Origin of the sequence: Amycolatopsis sp. CA-126428 (genome assembly GCF_002904335.1) — a bacterium.
Lineage (GTDB): Bacteria > Actinomycetota > Actinomycetes > Mycobacteriales > Pseudonocardiaceae > Amycolatopsis.
The window spans coordinates 1-20219 of sequence record NZ_PPHF01000140.1 but is presented as its reverse complement, the minus strand read 5'-3'; the positions used below and the strand labels follow the sequence as shown (position 1 = coordinate 20219).

The window sequence follows — 20219 nt, the reverse complement described above, 5'->3', positions numbered from 1 at the left end:
CGGGCCGTGGATCATGGCCGACCTGGAAAACGGCCTGTTCTCCGGGGTCAACCAGCACTACAACGCCAACGACCCGAGCATCAGCCACCGGTACCTGACGGCGATCATCAAGGGTGGCCCGAACCGCTGGGCCATCCGCGGCGGCAACGCGCAGTTCGGCGGCGTGTCCACGTTCTACGACGGCGTGCGGCCGAACGTCTCGGGCTACAACCCGATGCGCAAGGAAGGCGCCATCATCCTCGGCACCGGCGGGGACAACAGCATCGGATCCGCCGGCACGTTCTACGAAGGCGTGATGACGTCCGGTTATCCGTCGGACGCCACCGAGAACGCGGTGCAGGCGAACGTCGTGGCGGCCGGGTACGGCACCGGCGGCAGCAACACGGGCACCGGGCCGCTGCACGCGGTCGGCGCGGGCAAGTGCCTGGCCGCCCCGAACTCCACCCAGGGCACGCAGCTTCAGATCGCCGGCTGCACCGGCCAGGCGAACCAGGCCTGGACGCGCACGACGGACGGCAGGCTGACGGCCACGCTCGGCGGCGCGACGCTGTGCCTCGACGCGTCCGGCCAGGGCACGAGCGCGGGCACGAAGGTGGTGACCTGGTCCTGCAACGGCCAGGCCAACCAGCAGTGGACCGTCAACGCCAACGGCACGGTCACCGGTGGCCAATCCGGCCTGTGCCTGGACGTCACCGGTGCCTCCACGGCCGAGGGCGCCCCGGTCGAACTGTGGACCTGCAACGGCGGCAGCAACCAGCAGTGGACGCTGGGCTGAGGCCGTGCCGAGACCGAAACGAGGACTGCGATGAACACCGGCTCACCTCCGCGGCGGCGCCTGCGGACCGCGGTCACCGTCCTCGCCGCGGCCGGCCTCGCGGCGACCGCCCTGGCGGTGTCGCCCGGGGTCGCCGGCGCGGCGAGCACGCTCGGGGCCGCGGCGGCGCAGAGCGGACGGTACTTCGGCGCCGCGATCTCGACGAGCCACCTCGGCGAGGCCGCCTACGTCAACACGTGGACGTCGGAGTTCAACGGCGTCACGCCGGAAAACGAGATGAAGTGGGACACGGTCGAGCCGAACCGCAACCAGTTCAACTTCGCGCCCGCCGACCGGATCGTCAGCCAGGCGAATGCCCAGGGCATGAAGATCCGCGGGCACACGCTGGTGTGGTACCAGCAGCTGGCCCCCTGGGTCGGCGGGCTGGACGCGAGCAACCTGCGCTCGGCGATGCTGAACCACATCGCCCAGGTGGCCGGCCACTGGAAGGGCCAGGTCATCGCCTGGGACGTGGTCAACGAGGCGTTCGAGGAGAACGGCACCCGGCGGCAGGCGACCTTCCAGCAGAAGCTCGGTGACGGCTACCTCGAGGACGCCTTCCGCGCGGCCCGCACGGCGGACCCGAACGCCAAGCTCTGCTACAACGACTACAACACCGACGGCGTCAACGCGAAGAGCACCGGGATCTACAACATGGTCCGGGACTTCAAGAGCCGGGGCGTGCCGATCGACTGCGTGGGCTTCCAGAGCCACCTCTCCTCGAACTCGAACCTGAGCAGCTACCAGGCCAACCTCCAGCGCTTCGCCGACCTCGGGGTCGACGTCCAGATCACCGAGCTGGACGTCGGCGGCTCGGGGACCGGCCAGGCGAACGTGTACCGGCAGGTGACCCAGGCGTGCCGGGCGGTGACCCGGTGCACCGGCATCACGGTCTGGGGCGTCACGGACAAGTATTCGTGGCGCTCGGGCGACACCCCGTTGCTGTTCGACGGCAACTACGGCAAGAAGCAGGCCTACACCGCCGTCCTCGACGCGCTCGGTGGCAGCGACCCGGATCCCGGCGGGAGCACCGGCCCGGTGCGCGCCACGGCGGCGAACCGGTGCCTCGACGTCCCCGGCTCGGCGGGCTCGGCGGGCACCCAGGTGCAGATCTGGGACTGCCACAGCGGGACGAACCAGCAGTGGACCCGCGGCAGCGCGGGGGAGCTGAGCGTCTACTCCGGTGCGGGGAAGCGGTGCCTGGGCACCGCGGGCGGCGGCACCGCCGCGGGCACGGCGGCGGTCATCGCGGACTGCACCGGCGGTGCCGGGCAGAAGTGGACGTTCACCGGCAGCGGCACGATCACCAACGGCCAGTCGGGCCTGTGCCTGGACGTGTCCGGCGCGGCGACCGCCAACGGCACCAAGGTGATCATCTGGAGCTGCAACGGCGGCGCCAACCAGCGGTGGACCGGACCGTCCGCGCCGACCGGCGGCACCCTGCCGGCCCGCTATTCGTGGAGCTCCAGCGGGGCGCTGATCGCCCCGAAGTCCGACGCGACGCACGACATCGCCGGGATCAAGGACCCGTCGGTGGTCTACGCCGACGGGAAGTACCACGTGTTCGCCAGCACGGCGAACGCGGCCGGCTACAACCTGGTCTACCTGAGCTTCACGGACTGGGCCCAGGCGGGCTCGGCCACCCAGTACTACCTGGACCAGTCCGGGATCGGCACCGGGTACCGCGCGGCACCCGAGGTGTTCTACTTCGCGCCGCAGAAGCTGTGGTACCTGGTGTACCAGGACGGCAACGCGGCCTATTCGACCAACCCGGACATCGGCAACCCGGGCGGCTGGAGCGCCCCGAAGCACTTCTACCCGTCGATGCCGGCGATCATCCAGCAGAACATCGGCAGCGGCTACTGGGTCGACATGTGGGTGATCTGCGACGCGGCCGACTGCCACCTGTTCTCCTCGGACGACAACGGGCACCTCTACCGGTCGCAGACGTCGGTCGCGAACTTCCCGGACGGCATGAGCGACCCGGTCATCGCCGCCCAGGACGCGGACCGGTACGCGCTGTTCGAAGCGTCCAATGTGTACAAGGTGGCGGGCGCGGACCAGTACCTGCTGATCGTGGAGGCAATCGGTGCACAGGGACGGTACTTCCGGTCCTGGACGTCGAGCGCCATCGCCGGACCCTGGACCGCGCTGGCCGACACCGAGAGCGCTCCGTTCGCCGGCGCGGCCAACGTCTCGTTCCCGGCCGGCCAGTGGACGACCGACATCAGCCACGGCGAGATGATCCGGGCCGGTACGGACCAGACGCTGACCATCGACCCGTGCCGGATCCGCTACCTCTACCAAGGGCGGGACCCCGCCTCCGGTGGGGACTACAACAGCCTGCCGTGGCGGCTCGGCCTGCTGACGCAGACGAACGCCACCTGCTGACACGTGACCGCCGGACGCCCGGCGGGCACGGTGAGGGAGAGGACCTGGCCTGCTTCACCGTACCGGCGCGGTGAAGCAGGCCAGGGCCGTCGCCGGGGAACAGGTCAGCCGGCGGCGTGGTCGAGGTCGGCCAGGTCGAGGACGAACCGGTAGCGGACGTCGCCCGCGGACAGGCGGTCCAGGACCTCGTTCACCCGGGCCGACGGGACGGTTTCGACGTCCGCCGTGACGGCGTGGCGGGCGCAGAAGTCGAGCATCGCCGCGGTCCCGGCCCGGCCCCCGCTGCCCGCCGAGGTCAGTTTCTTGCGGCCCACCAGCAGGTCCATCGCCTCGACCGTGAGTGCGCCGAGGTGGCCGACCTGGCTCAGGGTGCCGTCCAGGGCGACCAGCCGCAGGTACGGGCCGAGGTCGTGGGGGACCGCGATGGTGTCGAGGACGACGTCGAACCGGTCGCGGGCCGCTTCCAGCTGCCGGGGATCCGCCGACACCAGCAGCTCGCGCGCCCCGAGCCGGGTGACGTCGGCGGCCTTGTCCGCCGACCGGCTGATGACCGTCGTCTCGGCGCCGAGGGCGACCGAGAGCTTGACCGCCAGGTGCCCGAGGCCGCCGAGGCCGATCACCGCGACCCGGGTGCCGGGGCCGACGCCGAGCGCGCGCAGCGGTTCCCAGACCGTGATGCCCGCGCACAGCAGCGGTGCCGCGGCCGCCGGGTCGAGGCCCGCGGGGAGCCGGTAGGCGAAGTCTTCCCGGACGACGTGTTCGCGGGCGAACGCGCCGAGCGTGGGGGAGCCGTCGTGGCGGTCGGTGCCGCCGTAGGTCAGCGTGGGGAACTCGGCGCAGTAGTTCTCCTGGCCGCGGCGGCACATCGCGCACTTCCCGCAGGAGTCGACGATGTTGCCGACCGCCACCGGGTCGCCGGCCGCGAACCGCGTCACCGCCGGCCCGGTTCCGGTCACCACGCCGGTGAACTCGTGGCCCGGCACCAGGGCGGTGTCCCGGGGGCCGCGCAGCGCGTGCAGGTCGGTGTGGCAGACCCCGCAGTGGTCCACGCGGACCGCGATGTCGTCGTCGCGCAGGTCGCGCCGGTGGAGCGTGGCCCGCCGGAGGGTCGGGTCGTTCGCGCCGGCCAGCCAGCCGGTGGTGGTCCGCATCGCAGCTCCTCAAGAAACAGAACAGTCGGTTTATTTTGACGCTAGCGTCCCCGGCCCGGTAAAGCAAACCGACTGTTCTGTTGTAGGCTGCGGTGCATGGCCGACAAGCTGCTGACCTCGCGCGGAGCCGCCACGAAGCAGCGCATCGTGGACGCGGCGACCGAGGAGTTCGCCCGGTACGGCATCGCCGGGGCCCGCGTCGAGCGCATCGTCGAGGCGGCCCGGACCAACCGGGCCCAGCTGTACGCCTACTTCGGCAGCAAGGACGGGCTGTTCGACGCGATCTTCTTCGCCTCGCTGGAGCGGATCGTCAACGTGGTGCCGATCGACGGCGCCGACCTCGCCGGCTGGGCGGTCCGCCTCTACGACGAGTACCTGCGGCGCCCGGACCTCATCCGCCTCGCGACCTGGACCCGGCTCGAGCGGCGGCCGGCCGGGCACCTGGTGGCCGGCGCCGACCGGCTGGACGACGCCAAGCTGCGGGCCATCGCCGAGGCGCAGGCCGCGGGGCTGGTCCGGGCCGGCGATCCCTTCGACCTGATGGCGATGGTGATCGCGATGTCCATGGCGTGGTCACCCGTCAGCAACGTCTACGCCGCCACGGACGCGGAACCGGCCGAGGTCCACGACCGGCGCCGGGCGCTGCTGCGGGAGTGCGTGCAGAGCGTCATCGCCCCGGCCTGAACGCGGCACTTTCCGGCACGTCCGGCTCGGGAAGTGCCGCTCACCGTCGGCGGGCTTCGTCCAGCCGCCGCGCTTCGGCGGCCTGCTCGAACGGTGTGTCGCCCGCCGGGTGGCGGTCGCCCAGCGCGGCGAACAGGTCCGCCACCTTCGCCGAGTCGTGGTGGGCGGCGAGTTCCGCCAGCGCGGGATCCGTCTCGGCCAGCACCTGCCGGAACCGCAGCTCCGCCAGCGGGCCCAGCCGGTCGTAGATCTGCAGGAAGATCTTCTGGGCCCGGTCGCGCGCCCAGCCGGCGGGCAGCAGTTCGGCGGGCAGGTCCGGGTCGTTCTCGGGGAACCGGCGCCAGTCCACGCGCAGTTCGGTGCGGGTGCGCAACGCCTGCGCCGGGCTGATCCGGCCGGCGGCCAACCCGGTCAGCACGTCTTCGTAGCGCTCGACGAACTGCTCGTACTCCCGGGCGAGCGGGTCGAGGTCGAAGGCCGCGGCCGCCGCGGCCGGCCCGGGCACCTCGGTGGCGCGGAAGACCGTCGCACTGCCCAGTTCGAGCTCGCGCAGGGCGGCGAGAGCCGGTCCGGCGAGGTCGTGCGGGCTGATCCAGACCCCGTCGTACAGCGCGGCGAACCGCAGGACGCGCAGCCGGGAACGCAGCGCGGTGCGCAGGCCCCGCTCCTGCTCCGGCACGGAGAAGGTGACCACGGTCCACTGCCCGTCCCAGTCCGGCGCAGTGGTGCCGAAGGTCAGCATCCGGTGCGTGCGCTCGATGATCACTTCGGACGTCCGGGCGGGAATGCCGTAGGCCGTCGTCCGGCCGCTGCGCGAGACGGTCAGCAAGCCGCGGGCGGCGAGCCGGCGGATCGCGGCCCGGGCGCTCGCCGGGCTGATGTCGAACTCGCCGAGCAGCTGGACGAGGGCGGCCGACGGGATGTGCTCGTCGCGCCAGTACCAGAAGTCGCCGAGCAGCGAGGTGAGCAGGAGCTGCGGCTCGGCTCCCTGCCGGTCGCGGGGCAGCGGGCCCGTCGTCATCGCGCTCCTGCCTCTTCCCGGATCGGTCCCGGCGGCCGGTCCGCCGCGGGGCTCCATGGTGGCAGTTGCGGCCTGGCGGCCGGAGCGAGGGGTTGAATCACACGACACATCATGCGACGATCGGCGCCCAGATAGCAACCAATCGTTCTCCCAGGTTCCGCGCCGTCCACTCGGGACGGCCCCCCGCAGGAAGAAAACGACATGGGTTCCTCACTTCGTCAATGGCGTCGAAGCGCACTCGCCGTGGCCGCCGCGGGGCTCGCGCTGGCCGGGTGCACGGTCGACGACGGGGCGGCGTCCGCTCCGTCCGCCGCCGCTCTCACCGCCGTTCCGGCGCTGCACGACCAGCTGCCGCAGGCGGTCAAGGACGCCGGTGTCCTCCGGTTCGCCGGCGACTCGCACCCGCCGTACCGCACCGTCGGCCCGGACGGGAAGTCCGTCACCGGCATCGACCACGACTTCCAGCAGGCGCTCGGCCAGCTCCTCGGCGTGCGCACGGAAATCGCCGTCGTCAGCGGGCTCCCGGCCGCGCTGCAGGGCATGCTCAGCGGCCGGTACGACGCCTTCAACGGGCCGGTCAAGGCCACCGCGGAGCGGGAGAAGCAGTTCGACACCGTCACGTGGATGACCACCCGCACCTCCTACGTGATCCCCACCGGCTCGGCCGCCGGCCTCGAGCAGGCGGCGGACCTGTGCGGGAAGCGCGTCGCGGTGGTCACCGCCAGCGTCGTGGAGGAGCAGCTCGCCAAGCTGTCGGCCTTCTGTGAACGCTCACAGAAGCCGGCCGTGCAGGTGGTCGGGCTCGACGACACGAACGCCACCCTGCTGGCCGCCAAGTCCGGCCGCGCCGAAGCCGCCGGGATGACCCAGGCCGCCGCGATCGACGTGACCACCCAGCAGAAGGGGCAGTACGAATACGTGACGCAGACCGAGGAACAGGGTGCCACGAAGGACAACCTGGCGCTCTACACCCCGAAGTCGGCCAAGCTCGGCCCGGTGCTGCAGAAGGCGTTCGAGGAGCTGTTCCGCAACGGCACCTACACCCGGATCATGCACCAGTGGGGCTTGGCCGACGTCACCGTCCCGCAGCCGCTGTTCGACGTGGCCTCCGCGAAATGACCGCCGTGTCCACAATGGAGGAAACGGCGGCGGCCGGCGACGACGTGGCCGGAGCCCGCGGCCGCTTCCGCCCGCTGCGCTGGCTGTTCGTGCTCGTGCTGGTGGTGCTGGCCGCGCAGCTGATCGTGTTCCTGGCCGGCAATTCCCGGTTCCAGTGGGACGTCGTGGCGAAGTACCTCTTCGAGAAGAGTGTCCTGGCGGGCCTGGGCACCACCGTGCTGCTCGCCGTCGCGGCGATGGTGCTCGGCTCGCTGGCCGGCGGGGTGGTCGCGGCGATGCAGCTGAGCGGGTTCGCTCCCGCGCGGTGGGTGGCGACGCTGTGGGTGGGCCTCTTCCGCGGCATCCCACCCCTGGTGCAGCTGATCTTCTGGTTCAACCTCGCCTACCTGCTGCCCCGGCTGTCGATCGGCATCCCGTTCGGCCCGGTGTTCGGCAGCTGGGACGCCAACACCGTCATCACGCCGCTCACCGCCGCGGTGATCGGCCTGTCGCTGGTGGAATCGGCGTACCTGGCGGAGATCTTCCGCGCCGGGGTGTCCTCGGTCGACCCGGGCCAGCGCGACGCGGCCCGCGCGATGGGCTACCCGCCGGGCCAGACACTGCTGCGGATCGTGCTGCCCCAGGCGATGCGCGTGATCATCCCGCCGGCGGGCAGCCAGTTCATCAACGTGCTCAAGGGCACCGCGCTCGTGTCGGTGATCGCGATGTCGGACCTGCTGCACTCGGTGCAGGTGATCTACAACCGCACCTACGAGATCGTGCCGATGCTGCTGGTCGCCTGCTTCTGGTACCTGGTCGTCGTCACCGCGCTGACGGCCGGGCAGCGCCGGCTGGAACGCCGGTTCTCCCGCGGCCACCGGAGTGCCCGGTGACCGCGCCGGTGCTGCGCCTCGACGCGGTCCGCAAGCGGTTCGGGCCGGTGACCGCGCTCGCGGGCGTCAGCCTGGACGTGCGCGAAGGGGAGTCCGTCGTGGTGATCGGGCCGTCGGGATCGGGCAAGTCGACGCTCGTCCGCTGCGCCCACCAGCTGGAGCCCCTCGACGGCGGCGCGATGTACCTCGACGGCGAGCTCCTGGGGCACCGGCGCACGCCGGGCGGCCTGCGGGCGCTCACCGAGCGGCGGATCGCGGCCCAGCGGCGGCGGATGAGCATGGTCTTCCAGCAGTTCAACCTGTTCCCGCAGTTCACCGTGCTGCGCAACGTGACCGACGCGGCCATCCGCGTGCACGGCCGCGATCGGTCCACTGTGGAGGCCGAGGCGCGGGAGCTGCTCGCGCGCATCGGCCTGGCCGGGCGCGAGGACCACTACCCGCGGCAGCTCTCGGGCGGGCAGCAGCAGCGGGTCGCCATCGCCCGGGCCGTGCTGGTCCGGCCGCGGATCATGCTGTTCGACGAACCGACCAGCGCGCTCGACCCCGAACTGGTCGACGAGGTCCTGGCCGTGCTGCGGGACCTCGCCGCGGCGGGGACCACGATGGTCGTGGTCACCCACGAAATGGCCTTCGCCCGCGAGGCGGCCGACCGCTGCGTGTTCATGGAGGCGGGCCGGATCGTCGAGGAAGGGCCGCCGGAGGAGCTGTTCGCGCGGCCCCGCACCGATCGGCTGCGGGCCTTCCTCTCCCGTCATCTGTCCACATCGGAGGGTGTCTCGTGATCACCGTCGGCGCCGTCGGCGACCTCATCCTGGACGAGCCGGAGCCGGCGTCCTTCCTCGCCCCGGCCGCGCCGGTGCTGCGGGGGATGGACCTGGCGATCGGGCACGTCGAAGTCCCGCACTCGACGACGACGGTCCAGCGCAGCACCGACGTCCCCGCCCCGCCCGCCGACCCGGCCGCGCTGAAGGCCGTGGCCCACGCCGGGTTCGCGGTGGTCACGCTGGCCGGCAACCACATCTGCGACGCCGGCGACGAGGGGCTCGCGGACACGATCGCCCACGCCCGGGCGGCGGGGCTCGGCACCGCCGGAGCCGGGCCGGACCTGGCGCACGCGCGGCGCCCGGCGATCGTCGACCGCGGTGGCCTGCGCATCGGCGTGCTGTCGTACAACTGCGTCGGCCCGCGTGACTCGTGGGCCACCTCCCGCAAGCCAGGCTGCGCGTACGTCCACGTCCTCACCCACTACGAGCTGGACCACGCCAGCCCGGGCGGGCCGCCGAAGATCTACACCTTCGCCGACCCGGACAGCCTGGAGGCGATGGCCGGCGACGTGCGCCGCCTGCGTGCCGAGGCCGACGTCGTGCTCGTGTCGCTGCACAAGGGCGTCGGGCACACGCCCGTCGTCGTCGCGATGTACGAGAGCCCGGTCGCCCGCGCGGCGGTCGACGCCGGGGCCGACGCCGTGTTCTCCCACCACCCGCACATCATGCGCGGCATCGAAGTCCACCGGGGGCGGCCGATCTTCCACGGGCTCGGCAACTTCGCCACCGTCACCCATGCCCTGACGCCGGGGGCGGGCGTGGGCGCGGACGAGCTGCGCGCGTGGGCCGAGCGGCGGACGAAGCTGTACGGCTTCGCGCCCGATCCGGCCATGCCGTTCTTCCCGTTCCACCCCGAGAGCCGCAACACCGCCATCGCCTTCTGCCGCTTCGACGAGACCGGGCTGCGCGAGGCGGGCTTCGTGCCCTGCTGGGTCGACGACCAGGGGCGTCCGGTCCCGGTCGGCGGCACACCGGAAGGCGATGCCGTGGCGAAGTACATCGAGGACATCACCCGCGGCGCGAACCTCAACGGCCGGTTCACCACCCGCGGCACCGAAGTGCTCGTCGATCTCTCCAAGGGGGTTCCCGCATGACCGACCAGCCACTGGCCGGCCGCACCGTCATCGACCTGACCACCGCGCTCGCCGGGCCGTACGCGACGCTGCTGCTCGCCGGGCTCGGGGCCACCGTGATCAAGGTCGAAAACCCGGCCACGGGCGGCGATTCGTCGCGCAACAACGCGCCTTACGTCGGGCGCGACGGGCTGAACCTCGCCCGCCGGCACGACGACGACCTCTCGGTGTCGATGCTGCTGCGCGGCCGCAACAAGCTCAGCGTCACCCTCGACCTGAAGAACCCGCGCTCGCACGCCGTGTTCACCGACCTCGTCCGCGACGCCGACGTGCTGGTCGAGAACTACAGCCCGGGCGTCACCGAGCGGCTCGGCATTTCCTACGCGCGGGTCCGCGAACTCAACCCCCGGCTCGTCTACACCTCGATCAGCGGCTTCGGCGCCCAGGGCGGCCCGGGGTCGGGCAAGGCGATGGACTCGATCATCCAGGCCCTGAGCGGCGTGATGATGACCGCGGGCGAGCCCGACGAGGGCCCGGTCCGGTTCGGGCTGCCGATCGGCGACCTCCTCGCGCCGCTGTTCGCCGTGGTCGGCACGGTGTCGGCGCTGCTGCAGGCCGAGCACACCGGCGAGGGCCAGCACGTCGACGTGTCGATGCTCGGCGCGCTGACCTCGCTGGTCGCCTGCGAGCCGTTCGACGCCTTCGACGCGGTCGGCCTGCCCCAGCGCACCGGGTCGATGGTGCCGCGGCTGGCGCCGTTCGGCATCCTGCCCGCGGCCGACGGGTACCTCGCGCTCTGCGCGCCGACCGACGCGTTCGCCCACGGGGTGCTCCGGGCCATCGGCCGCCCGGACCTGGCCGGCGACGAGCGCTACCGCACGCGTGACCAGCGGGTTCGCGCCGCCGACGAGCTGCACGGGCTGATCCGCGAGTGGTGCCGGGTGCGGCCGCTGGCCGAGATCCTCGCCGCGTTCACCGCCGAAGGCGTCCCGGCGGCCGAGGTCCGCGAGCCGCGCGAGGCCGTGCGGGATCCGCTGGTCCTGGCCCGCGAAGAAGTCGTGCCGCTGCGGCACCCGCGGCACGGAGACGTGGCCGACCTGGCCGGGACCGGGGTGCCGATCCGGTTCTCCGCCGCCCGCGTCGGCCTCGACCGGCCCGCGCCGGGCCTGGGGGAGCACAACGAACACGTCTACCGCGAGCTGCTCGGCTACACCGAGGAGCAGCTGGCGGAGCTGGTTTCGGAGGCCGTGATTTGAGCACCGTCGGGTACGTCGGCGCGGACGTGCCGGTCGAGCTGATCACCGCGGCGGGGCTGCGGCCGCGGCGGCTGGCCGGGAAGCCGGGCGAGGACAGCACGCTCGGCGACCGCTACCTCGGCCGCGGGGTGGACCCGGTCGCCCGGTCGATCCTGACGCGGATCCTCACCGGGGACTACGGGCCGCTCGAAGCCATCGTCGTCTCCCGCGACTGCGAAGCGTCGCTGCGGCTGTTCTACGCGCTGCGGGAGCTGCACCGGGTCGAGCCCGGGCTGCGGCTGCCGCCGGTGCGGCTGGTGGACGTCCTGCACCTGCCGCACCACACGACCACCCGGTACGTCCACGCGAAGATCGCGCAGCTGCGCGAGTGGCTGGGGCAGTGGCGCCACATCGGGGACGACGACCTCGCCGCGGCCATCACCGCGCACGACACCCTGCGGCGGTCGCTCGGCCGGGCCGCCGCCCTGCGCCGGGCGAACCGGCTGAGCGGGACCCGGTTCCTGGAGGTCGTCGCGGCGACCACCGCGGTGCCGGTCGAGGAGGCCACCGCGCTGGTCGAGGACGTGCTCGCTGTCGACTCGGCCGAGGTCGAGGGGGTGCGGCTGTTCCTCACCGGGAGTTCCCACGACACGACCGGTGTGTACGAAACGTTGGAGCGCAACGGTTTCCTCGTCGTGGGGGAGGACCACGACTGGGGTGAGCTGCTCTTCGCGCGCACCTGCGCGGCGCCGACGGAACTCGCGCTGGCCGAGCGTTACCAGCACAACGGCCCGGCCGCGCCCCGCGCGTCGATCCGGCAGCGCACGGCACACACCGCCGCGGCCGCCCGCGCCTGCGGGGCGGAGATCTTGTTCTCCTACGCGCGCGTGCACGACGACGCGCCGCCGTGGGACTTCCCGGAGCAGCGGGCCGCGACGGGTCTGCGCGCGGTGCTGGCGGAGCGCCAGCCCTACGGCGAGCTGACGCCCGAGGCGCTGGCGGCGCTGGTCCCGGCGGGAGCGGCGGTATGACGGCCCGGTTGGCTTCGGCGACGACCGCGACCGCGTACCAGCGCGAGTGGTTCACCCGGCTGGGCGATGCCGAGGGTCCCTTGGCGCTGGTCAACGCGGACGCGCCCCAGGAGATCCTCCGCGCCATGGGGATCCCGTACGTCGTCAACCAGTGGTGGGCCTCGATCGTCGCCGCGAAACGCCAGACCCAGCGCTACCTCGGCCTGCTGCGCGAACGCGGCTACCCGGACTACATCGAGCAGTACAGCGCGACTTCGCTGGCGTCGGCGTTCGAGGACGACCCTGGCCAGGCGCCGTGGGGCGGGCTGCCGAAGCCGTCGATCGTGCTCGGCGAGACGACCGGGGACGCGGCCCGCAAGATCTTCGACGTCTGGGACGCGCAGCCCGGCGTCACCTACTACCCCCTGGAGAGCGCGGCGGAGAACGAGGTGCCGGAGCGGTGGTGGGAGCTGATGCCGCACCGCTGGGAGGAGGCCATCGGGACCGACCGGCTCGACCTGCTGACCGCCGAGCTGACCGGGCTGATCCGGTTCCTCGAGCAGACCACCGGGCGGGTGTTCTCCGAGACGCGGTTCCGCGAAGTCCTCGCGCTGGTGAACGAGCAGCAGGAGTGGAACCGCCGCACCCGCGACCTCATCGCGGCCGCCCGGCCGTGCCCGATCGCCGTCACCGATGGCATCCCGAGCGTCATGGTGCCCCAATGGCACCGCGGCACCGAGTGGGCCCGCGACGCCGCCCGCGCCTTCCACGACGAAGTGCGCGACCGCGTCGACGCGGGCGTTGCGGTGTGCCCGGACGAACGGCTGCGGCTGATGTGGGTGGGCCGCGGGCTCTGGTTCGACCTCGACTTCTACCGGCGGTTCCAGGACTCGCACGGCGCGGTCTTCGTCTGGTCCATGTACCTCGCGATCGCCGCCGACGGCTACCTGCGCTACGGCGACGACGACCCGCTGCGCGCCCTGGCCGCCCGCTTCGCCGCCTTCGGCGACCAGCTCTACACCCCGCCGTGGTCGGCCGAGTGGTACGTCAAGGAGGCCCGGCACCACGGCGTCGACGGCGTCGTGCACCTCGTCTCCGACGACGCGCGCGGCAGCTACTTCACCACCCGTGCCCTGCGTGCCGCGGGAATCCCGGTCCTGGAGCTGCACGCGGACAACGTCGACGCCCGCACGGGAGCCGGCTTGACCGCGCGGATGAGCGCGTGGCTGGGCGAACTCGGGTGACCCTCCGGAAAGGACTTTCGATGGCCTTGTTGAAACCCGTCCTCGTCGCCGCGGCGACGGTCCTGGTCGCGGTCACGGCGGCGGTTGTTGTTCCCGCTTCTCCCGAGGGGGACGCCGCGGCGCCGCCCGCGCCGCCCGCGTCAGCGGTGTTCCACCCGGTGGTGCGTGAGGCCGCGGCCCGGACCGGGGACTACGCCGCCGAGTACACCGTCTACCGGCCCGCGGACTCCGATCGGGTGCGCGGCGGCCTGCCGGTCGTGGTGTTCGGCAACGGCGCGTGCCGGCACACCAGCAACGACGAGCTGCTGACCCTCGAGACGCTGCTCGCCGCACACGGGTTCGTCGTCGTCGCGATCGGCGGGTTCGACGAACCCGCCCTGACCGAGAACGGCTCCCCGGAGCCGGCGGTCATCACCGACGCGATCACCTGGGCCGAGCGGGAAAACGGCCGGCGGGGGAGCGCACTGCGGAACAAGCTCGACACGCGGCGGATCGGCGTCGCCGGTCACTCCTGCGGCGGCATCGAAGCCCTCGTCGCCGGCGCGGATCCCCGGGTGAAGTCGGTGCTGTCGCTCGACAGCGGGTTCTTCGCCGACGGCACCCTCGGCTACGGCCGGGAGAACCTGCGGAAGCTGCACACGCCCACCCTGTTCGCCGACGGCGGCCCGAACGACGTCGCCTACGCCAACAGCGGGGAGAACTACGACCTCGTCACCGTGCCCGCGGTCCGGGTGACCAACCCGGCGGCCGGCCACACCGGCTTCGTCTACGGCCAGCGCGACGGCAATCCCGACCCGGGTGTCCGCGAGGAGGCCGCGCGGGTCCTGGTCGCCTGGTTCGACTTCACCCTCAACGGCAACCGCGCCGCGCGCGGCTACTTCCTCGGCGCGGGCTGCGGCCTGTGCGTCACACCGGGCTGGACCGTCACCGCCAAGAACTTCTGAAGGAGCGAGTCATGAGCAGGAGACTCCGGGGCGGTCTGGCCCTGGCCATCGTGCTGGCGGCGGGGGTGCCCACGGCCGCGTACTCGGCGGAGCAGCCGTGTGCGGCGGCCGCCCGGTGCACCGCCGGGCAGCTGGCCGACGGCACGCCGTACACCTTCGCCAAGCCCGCCCGGTGGAACGGCGCCGTGCTGGTGGACCTCGACTTCGCTGCCGGCGGCCTGACGAGCCCGCTCACCGCGAGCCTGCTGGGGCGCGGCTACGCGGTGGGCGGCACCACGCGCACGATCAGCAGCTGGAACATCGCGCGGGCCATCGACAACCAGGCGGAGGCGCTCGGCCGCTTCGAAGCCGCGTTCGGGCGGGCGCGGTACGCGATCGCGGAAGGCCGTTCGATGGGCGGGATGGTCGCCGCCGGGGTGGCGCAGGTGTACCCCGGCCGCTTCGCCGCGGCGATCCCGATGTGCGGCGGCCTCGGCGGCGCGGTGGGGCAGTGGAACCAGAAGCTCGACACGGTGTTCACGCTGAAGACGCTGCTGTTCCCCGATGCCGCCCTCCCGGTGACCGGCATCCCGGCCGACGTCCCGGGGACGCAGCAGCAGTGGCTCACGGCGGTGGCGTCGGCCCAGTCGAGCGCCGCCGGCAAGGCACGCATCGCGCTCGCGGCGGCGATCGGCCAGCTGCCGGGCTGGGGCCTGGCCCCGGACGGCTCGCCGACGCCGGTGCCGGCCGGCCACGACGTCGACGGCGTCGAGCAGGGGATGTACCTGGCGCTGGCCGGTGGCCCGCTGCCGTACCTCGGGCAGGCGGTCAGCAGCCGCCGGACGATCGAGCAGCTGGCGGGCGGCAACCCGTCCTGGAACACGGGAGTGGACTACGCGCGGCAATTCGCCGCGGCCGCACCGGAGCAGCGCAACGCCGTGCGGCGGCTCTACGAGCGCGCGGGCCTCGACCTGCCCGCGGACCTCGGCCGCCTCGCCGCGGCACCCCGGGTGGCCGCCGACCCGGCCGCCGTCCGCTACCTGGAGCGGGGCATCGTGTTCACCGGCGAGCTGCGGATCCCGGTGCTGACGGTCAACGGCACCGGCGACCAGATTTCGACGGTGGCCCAGCAGCAGTCGTACGGTTCGCTGGCCCGCCGGACGGGCACCGAGTCCCGGCTCCGGCAGACGTACGTCCGGACGGCGGGCCACTGCACGTACACGACCGGCGAACAACAGGCGGCGATCGACCGCATGCTGACCCGCCTGCGCACCGGCCACTGGCCGGACACCGCCCCGCGCACGATGAATGCCCTGTCCGCGGCCGCGGACGGAGTGCCGGGCCGGTACCTGAGTTACGTCCCGCCCCGCTTCAACCGCCCGTACCCGTGATCGAAGGGACGTCACGGGTGATGCCTGGTGGTGCTCGGTCAGCGGGTCTTGCGGTCCCACAGCACCACCGGCGGTGCGTCCGGGAAGTCGGCGTCGTGGGCGATGACCTTGTCCACCTTCGGGTTGTGGCGGAGGATCGGGAACTCGTCCATGTCGAAGACGTTGTCGGGCCGGCGGGAGGCGATGTCGTCGCCCTGGTGTGCCCAGCCGCTGGTCTTGCCCGTGGTGTTCGGCAGGGCGATGTGGACGTCGCCTTCGGCGTTGTGCGCCAGGGCCTTCGACGCGTCCTTCCAGACCTTTTCGCCGTTGGGGTGCTTGTCCGCGAACTGGGGCATCTCGACGCCGTTGTCCTTCAGAATCCCCTCGAGGGTGTTACCGCCCTTCTTCTTCGCCATGTCGATCGCCGGGTTCTCGATCGAGCCGTGGTACTTCGTCTCCGTCGTGTACTTCCCGCTGACGGGGTCGTAGTAGGGGTGGTCCGCCCGCGAGCCGTCCGGCTTCTTGCCGTACACCGGCGTGGGGGAGAACTCGGAGTCCTTGATGTGGCCGCCCGACCAGAACCAGGACTTGTCCTTGCCCGGCTTCATCATCTCGTCCCACTTCTTCGAGAACTTGGCGTACTGCTCGTCGGTCATGTTGTGCGGGCGGACCTTGCCGTCGGGGTCGCGGAACTCGGCCAGGCCGTCCGGCTTCTTGGCCCCCGGCGGGAGCTTCGCCGCGTCGCCGCCGCCCGCCGGGTTTTCCGGGGCCTTCGGGCCGCCCGTCTTGCCGCAGGGGCTCTGCACCAGGCCGAGCGGGTCGCTCTGCAGGTGCGGCTGCGCCACGTAGCCCACCGGGTCGGGCGCGGCGGCCAGGCCGAGCGGGTCCTGGCTCAGGTACCGGCCCGTGTGCGGGTCGTAGTAGCGGTAGACGTTGTAGTGCAACCCGGTCTCGGCGTCGCGGTAATGGCCCGGGAAGGCCAGCGGCATCGGCGCGGTGCCGGACGTCGACGGCAGCAGTTCGCCCCAGAAGCCCGTCCGCGCCTGCCAGGCGACGCTCCCGTCCGGCGCGAGCAGCTCGGTCGGCGTGCCGGCCGGGGACGTCACCACCGTGTGGAACCGCACTTCGGCACCCCGTTGCTCGACCTGGACCACCGGCCGGCCGTCGCCCGGGTGCCGCTCCCAGGTCAGCACCCGCGACTGCCCGTCGCCGGTCAGTTCGATCTCCTCGACGAGCTCGCCGCCGCTCCAGACGAACCACGTCTCGGCGGTCTGCCGCGGTGCGCCGTCCTCGCCGAGCACCCAGCGCCGCTTGGCGAACCGCCGCCCGAGCGGGTCGTAGCGGTAGGTCCAGAACGACTCGTCCGGACCGATGACGGCGACCAGCCGGTCCAGCTCGTCCCAGACGAACCGCCACTCCGCCGGCCCGGCGGGGGTGGGCCGCACCCGGCCGGTCACCCGGCCCTGCGGGTCGTGGCGGTACCGCGTGCCGGCCGGCGGTGTGAGCCGGCCCGCCGCGTCGTAGGCGAAGCGTTCGACGACTTCGGGCGCGTGCACCTCGGTGACCCGGCCCGCCTGGTCGAACCCGAACCGGACCGGCCGGGCGTCGTCGATCGCGGCGAGCCGGCTGTCCGGCGTGTACGTGTAGCCGCGCCGGCCCAGGCCGGCGATCGTCTGCTCCCCGAGCCGGTCCGCGGCGTCGAAGACCTGACGCAGCACCACTTCGCCGTCGACCGCCCGAGTGGTCTCGCGCCCGGCCTCGTCGTACTCGAACGCGATTTCGTGGCCCGCGATCCGCAGCGACGCCGGGAGATCGCCGTCGTACCGCCACTCACTGTCCACACCGGACAGAGTGGTGCGGTGGACGCCCGCCGCGTCGTAGGTCCAGCGCACGCCGACGCCGTTGACGGTCTCTTCGCGCACCCGCCCGCGTTCGTCGCGCACGATCTGCAGGACCGATTCGTTGTTGATCGCGTACTCGAGCTGCCCCAGCGCGTCGTAGGCGTATTCGGTGACTTCGCCGAGGCCGTTCGTCATCCGCCGCAGCTGCCCGGCCTCGTCGTAGGCGTAGGCCAGCCGGCGCCCGTCGAAGTCGGTCTCCTCGACGAGCCGTCCGGCGGGATCGTAGGTGTACCGCCAGGTGCGGCCGGCCGGATCGGTCACGGCGATCAGCCGCAGTTCGGCGTCGTAGCCGTAGGTCGTGCGGGCGCCGGCGGCGTCGAACTCCTCGATCGGCAGGCCGAACGGGCCGTACGTGCGCCGGGTCGTCCGCCCGGTGGCGTCGCGGTGCTCGACGACGCGGCCTTCGCCGTCGTGGCGCCAGCTTTCCCGCTCGCCGTGCGGTCCGATCCGCCAGGCGCGCTGTCCCTCCGCCGTCCAGCCGAGGCGGGCCGCGCCGCCGGACGCGGTGTGCACCAGCCGGGGCCGGCCGAACGGGTCGCGGTCGCCCGGCCGCGCCGCCGCGGTGATCACCGGTTCGTCGCCGAGGACGTCCGCCGGGCCGTCGGCGCGCAACCGGGTGGAGACGCCGGGGAGCGCGGCGTAGGGATCGGCCGCCGGGACGACGGCCCGCGCGGCACCGGCCCGCAGCTCCACCTCGCCGGTCCCGGTGGGGGTCAGCCGGACCTCGGAACCGTCCGGCCGCGTCACCGTCGTCAGCACGCCGTTTTCGTAGCCGTAGAAGGTGATCCGGCCGAGTTCGTCGGATTGTGACAGCAGGTCGTCGTACCGGGTCCACGAGTACCGGCGCGTGTGCCCGAGCGAGTCGGTCCGCTCGACGAGCTGGCCGGCCTCGTTCAGCCGGTAGGTCCAGGTGTGGCCGAGCGCGTCGGTGTGCCGGGTGGTCCGGGCCTCGGTGTCGTAGGCGAAGGTGCCGTTGAGGTAGCGCCCGGCGCCGACGCTGCGGACGCAGCGGCCCTCGGCGTCGTAGACGTAGCGGTACCAGGTGCCGGTGCGGTCCTGCCAGCCGACGATCCGGTCGTCGACGTCGTAGTCGAGGTTCACCGGGCGGCCGGTGAAGCCGGCGATCTGGGTCAGCTGGCCGAGCCGGTTGTAGCCGTACCGGACGACCGGCGCGCCACCGGGCACGCCGAGCGCGGTGATCCGCCCGGACCCGGCTTCGACGCTGATCTCCGTGCCGTCGTCCCGGCGCAGCAGCCGCGGCGCGCCGCTCTCGGCGTGCTCGATCGTGGTGCGGGAGCCGGCCTGCTCGATGACCGTCAGCGGCAGTACGCGGCCGCGGCCGGCCGCGAACACCAGGTCGCGGGCGCCCGCCGACAGCCGGTAGCCCCCGGCGGTCCGGGCGCAGCGGGTGGCGCGGGCCGTCGATCGGCAGCACGGGCCGGTCGCCGTCCGGCCGCGGGTACACGAGGACCATGCCGTCCTCGGCGTAGAACCGCAGGTGCTCGCGGTCGGCTTCCAGTCGCTGGTCCAATGTGGACGCCCAGGAGCGGCCGAACCACCGGCCGGCGCGGTAGGCCGACAGGTGCGTGCGCGAAAGTTCGAGGTCGCCCCCGGCACCCGGCAGCGTCAGGTCGACCTGCTTCAGCACCACCTCGCCGGTGGCGACGTCCACCGGGTCGGAGACGCAGACCTTCTTGTCGTCCGGCACCGCGCGGTCGCGCGGGCCGTCGCCCTTGGGGTCGCCCTTCGGCTTGCCACCGCCGTCGGGGGCGCCCTTGGGCGTGCCCCCGGGCGGGCCGTCCTTGGGCGGCGGCGGGGTGTCGGCCGGGGGATCGCTCTTCGGGGGCGGATCCGTCTTGGGGGGCGGATCGGTCTTGGGCGGCGGATCGCCCTTCGCGCCCGCCGCGCTGGTGCTGTCGCCGCCCTTCGGCGGCGGGTCGGTCTTGGGTGGCGGGTCGGTCTTCGGCGGCGGTCCGTCGGGGCCGCCCTTCCCCTTGGGGCCGCCGATGTCCTTCGGACCGCCCTTGATGTCGGCGTGCTTCGGCGGCGGCGCGGCCTTGCCCGGCTTGATCTTCCGCAGGGCTTTCGCCGCATCCGCGAACAAATCACCCGCCCGCTTCAGCAGCGGAATCAGCGCCTTCAACGCCGTCACCAACCGCTTCACCAAGTCGGCGATCTTCGACGCCGTCTTCGCCACCGCGCCGATCACCTGCGGGACAACCCAGGTCATCCCGATGCCGAGGGTGAACAGCACCTGCAACGCCCAGCTGATCAGGTGACCGACCAGCTCCGCGATGATGTCCCGCACCAGCGCCCGCACCGCCGCGACGACCTCACCCGCGGTCTTCACCCCGCTGGACGCGCCTTCGCAGCCCTTCTGCGCCGTCTCCAGCAACGTCACGGTGTCCTGCGCGCGCTGCCGGTAGGTGTCCGCGGCGGCACCGGTCCACGACGAGACGTCGGTCTTGACCATCCCGGTCAGGTCTTCGCCGATGCTGCCCAGCTCGGCGGCGACGTTCTTCCACGTCTCGGACTGCGCGGCGATCTCGTCGGCGTTGCCGGTCAGCCCGTTCAGGGCCTCTTTCAA

The 20219-nt window shown here is 72.7% G+C and carries 17 protein-coding genes and 1 pseudogene; 14 read left to right on the top strand and 4 right to left on the bottom strand.

Features of this window, described 5'->3' with window-relative positions; genetic code table 11:
- The coding region (locus C2L58_RS35205) for an arabinofuranosidase catalytic domain-containing protein (RefSeq protein WP_199191612.1) at positions 1-775 on the top strand (775 nt) is incomplete at its 5' end.
- Positions 776-805: 30 nt separating this feature from the next.
- Positions 806-3205: a non-reducing end alpha-L-arabinofuranosidase family hydrolase gene (locus tag C2L58_RS35200; RefSeq protein ID WP_103341963.1), complete on the top strand. Its 2400-nt coding sequence runs from the start codon at positions 806-808 to the stop codon at positions 3203-3205.
- A gap of 104 nt (positions 3206-3309) precedes the next feature.
- Here the strand turns inward: C2L58_RS35200 and C2L58_RS35195 are convergent, their stop codons facing one another.
- The gene (locus tag C2L58_RS35195; RefSeq protein ID WP_103341962.1) at positions 3310-4356 is read right to left on the bottom strand and encodes an NAD(P)-dependent alcohol dehydrogenase; all 1047 of its coding nucleotides are present in this window, start codon (positions 4354-4356) and stop codon (positions 3310-3312) included.
- A 96-nt stretch (positions 4357-4452) separates the two neighbouring features.
- On the opposite strand from C2L58_RS35195, the gene C2L58_RS35190 reads away from it, so the two are divergent.
- A complete protein-coding gene (locus C2L58_RS35190) occupies positions 4453-5040 on the top strand; it encodes a TetR family transcriptional regulator (RefSeq protein WP_103341961.1) in 588 nt (195 codons plus the stop codon).
- Between the two features lie 40 nt (positions 5041-5080).
- Here C2L58_RS35190 and C2L58_RS35185 read toward each other — a convergent pair whose 3' ends face one another.
- On the bottom strand, positions 5081-6061 hold the full coding sequence (locus C2L58_RS35185; RefSeq protein WP_103341960.1) for a PaaX family transcriptional regulator: 981 nt from the start codon (positions 6059-6061) through the stop codon (positions 5081-5083).
- Between the two features lie 201 nt (positions 6062-6262).
- Here C2L58_RS35185 and C2L58_RS35180 point away from each other — a divergent pair, with 201 nt between their 5' ends.
- Genes C2L58_RS35180 through C2L58_RS35140 form a run of 9 tightly spaced genes read left to right on the top strand, consistent with a single transcriptional unit; the run spans position 6263 to position 15752 of the window.
- Complete coding sequence (locus tag C2L58_RS35180; RefSeq protein WP_103341959.1) at positions 6263-7180, top strand: transporter substrate-binding domain-containing protein; 918 nt, start codon at positions 6263-6265, stop codon at positions 7178-7180.
- The gene (locus C2L58_RS35175; protein WP_233226115.1) at positions 7177-8052 is read left to right on the top strand and encodes an amino acid ABC transporter permease; all 876 of its coding nucleotides are present in this window, start codon (positions 7177-7179) and stop codon (positions 8050-8052) included. The genes C2L58_RS35180 and C2L58_RS35175 overlap by 4 nt, the downstream gene beginning before the upstream one ends.
- Positions 8049-8834, top strand: a complete 786-nt coding sequence (locus C2L58_RS35170) for an amino acid ABC transporter ATP-binding protein (RefSeq protein ID WP_103341957.1) — start codon at positions 8049-8051, stop codon at positions 8832-8834. Before C2L58_RS35175 ends, C2L58_RS35170 begins: the two co-directional genes overlap by 4 nt.
- Entirely contained in the window at positions 8831-9970 is a 1140-nt protein-coding gene (locus C2L58_RS35165; RefSeq protein ID WP_103341956.1) for a CapA family protein, read from the top strand. The genes C2L58_RS35170 and C2L58_RS35165 overlap by 4 nt, the downstream gene beginning before the upstream one ends.
- Complete coding sequence (locus tag C2L58_RS35160) at positions 9967-11205, top strand: CaiB/BaiF CoA transferase family protein (protein WP_103341955.1); 1239 nt, start codon at positions 9967-9969, stop codon at positions 11203-11205. Before C2L58_RS35165 ends, C2L58_RS35160 begins: the two co-directional genes overlap by 4 nt.
- Complete coding sequence (locus tag C2L58_RS35155) at positions 11202-12215, top strand: 2-hydroxyacyl-CoA dehydratase family protein (RefSeq protein ID WP_103341954.1); 1014 nt, start codon at positions 11202-11204, stop codon at positions 12213-12215. Before C2L58_RS35160 ends, C2L58_RS35155 begins: the two co-directional genes overlap by 4 nt.
- On the top strand, positions 12212-13438 hold the full coding sequence (locus tag C2L58_RS35150) for a 2-hydroxyacyl-CoA dehydratase family protein (RefSeq protein WP_103341953.1): 1227 nt from the start codon (positions 12212-12214) through the stop codon (positions 13436-13438). Before C2L58_RS35155 ends, C2L58_RS35150 begins: the two co-directional genes overlap by 4 nt.
- A gap of 20 nt (positions 13439-13458) precedes the next feature.
- Entirely contained in the window at positions 13459-14382 is a 924-nt protein-coding gene (locus tag C2L58_RS35145; RefSeq protein ID WP_103341952.1) for a poly(ethylene terephthalate) hydrolase family protein, read from the top strand.
- A gap of 11 nt (positions 14383-14393) precedes the next feature.
- Positions 14394-15752 (top strand): DUF6351 family protein, encoded by a 1359-nt coding sequence (locus C2L58_RS35140; protein WP_103341951.1) that lies wholly within the window; start codon positions 14394-14396, stop codon positions 15750-15752.
- Positions 15753-15790: 38 nt separating this feature from the next.
- On the opposite strand, the gene C2L58_RS35135 is transcribed toward C2L58_RS35140, so the two are convergent.
- Together C2L58_RS35135 and C2L58_RS51585 are read right to left on the bottom strand one after the other, a co-directional pair.
- Positions 15791-18985: an RHS repeat-associated core domain-containing protein gene (locus tag C2L58_RS35135; RefSeq protein ID WP_103341950.1), complete on the bottom strand. Its 3195-nt coding sequence runs from the start codon at positions 18983-18985 to the stop codon at positions 15791-15793.
- Positions 18986-19151: 166 nt separating this feature from the next.
- Positions 19152-19280: pseudogene (locus C2L58_RS51585) on the bottom strand (DUF6531 domain-containing protein); the annotation flags it as partial.
- A 169-nt stretch (positions 19281-19449) separates the two neighbouring features.
- Between C2L58_RS51585 and C2L58_RS35130 the strand changes: the two are divergent.
- Positions 19450-19911 carry a hypothetical protein gene (locus tag C2L58_RS35130; protein WP_146073732.1) on the top strand — a complete coding sequence of 154 codons (462 nt, stop codon included), beginning with the start codon at positions 19450-19452 and terminating at the stop codon, positions 19909-19911.
- On the top strand, positions 19908-20219 hold a 312-nt coding region (locus tag C2L58_RS50970; protein ID WP_233226114.1), incomplete at its 3' end, for a hypothetical protein. The genes C2L58_RS35130 and C2L58_RS50970, both read left to right, overlap by 4 nt.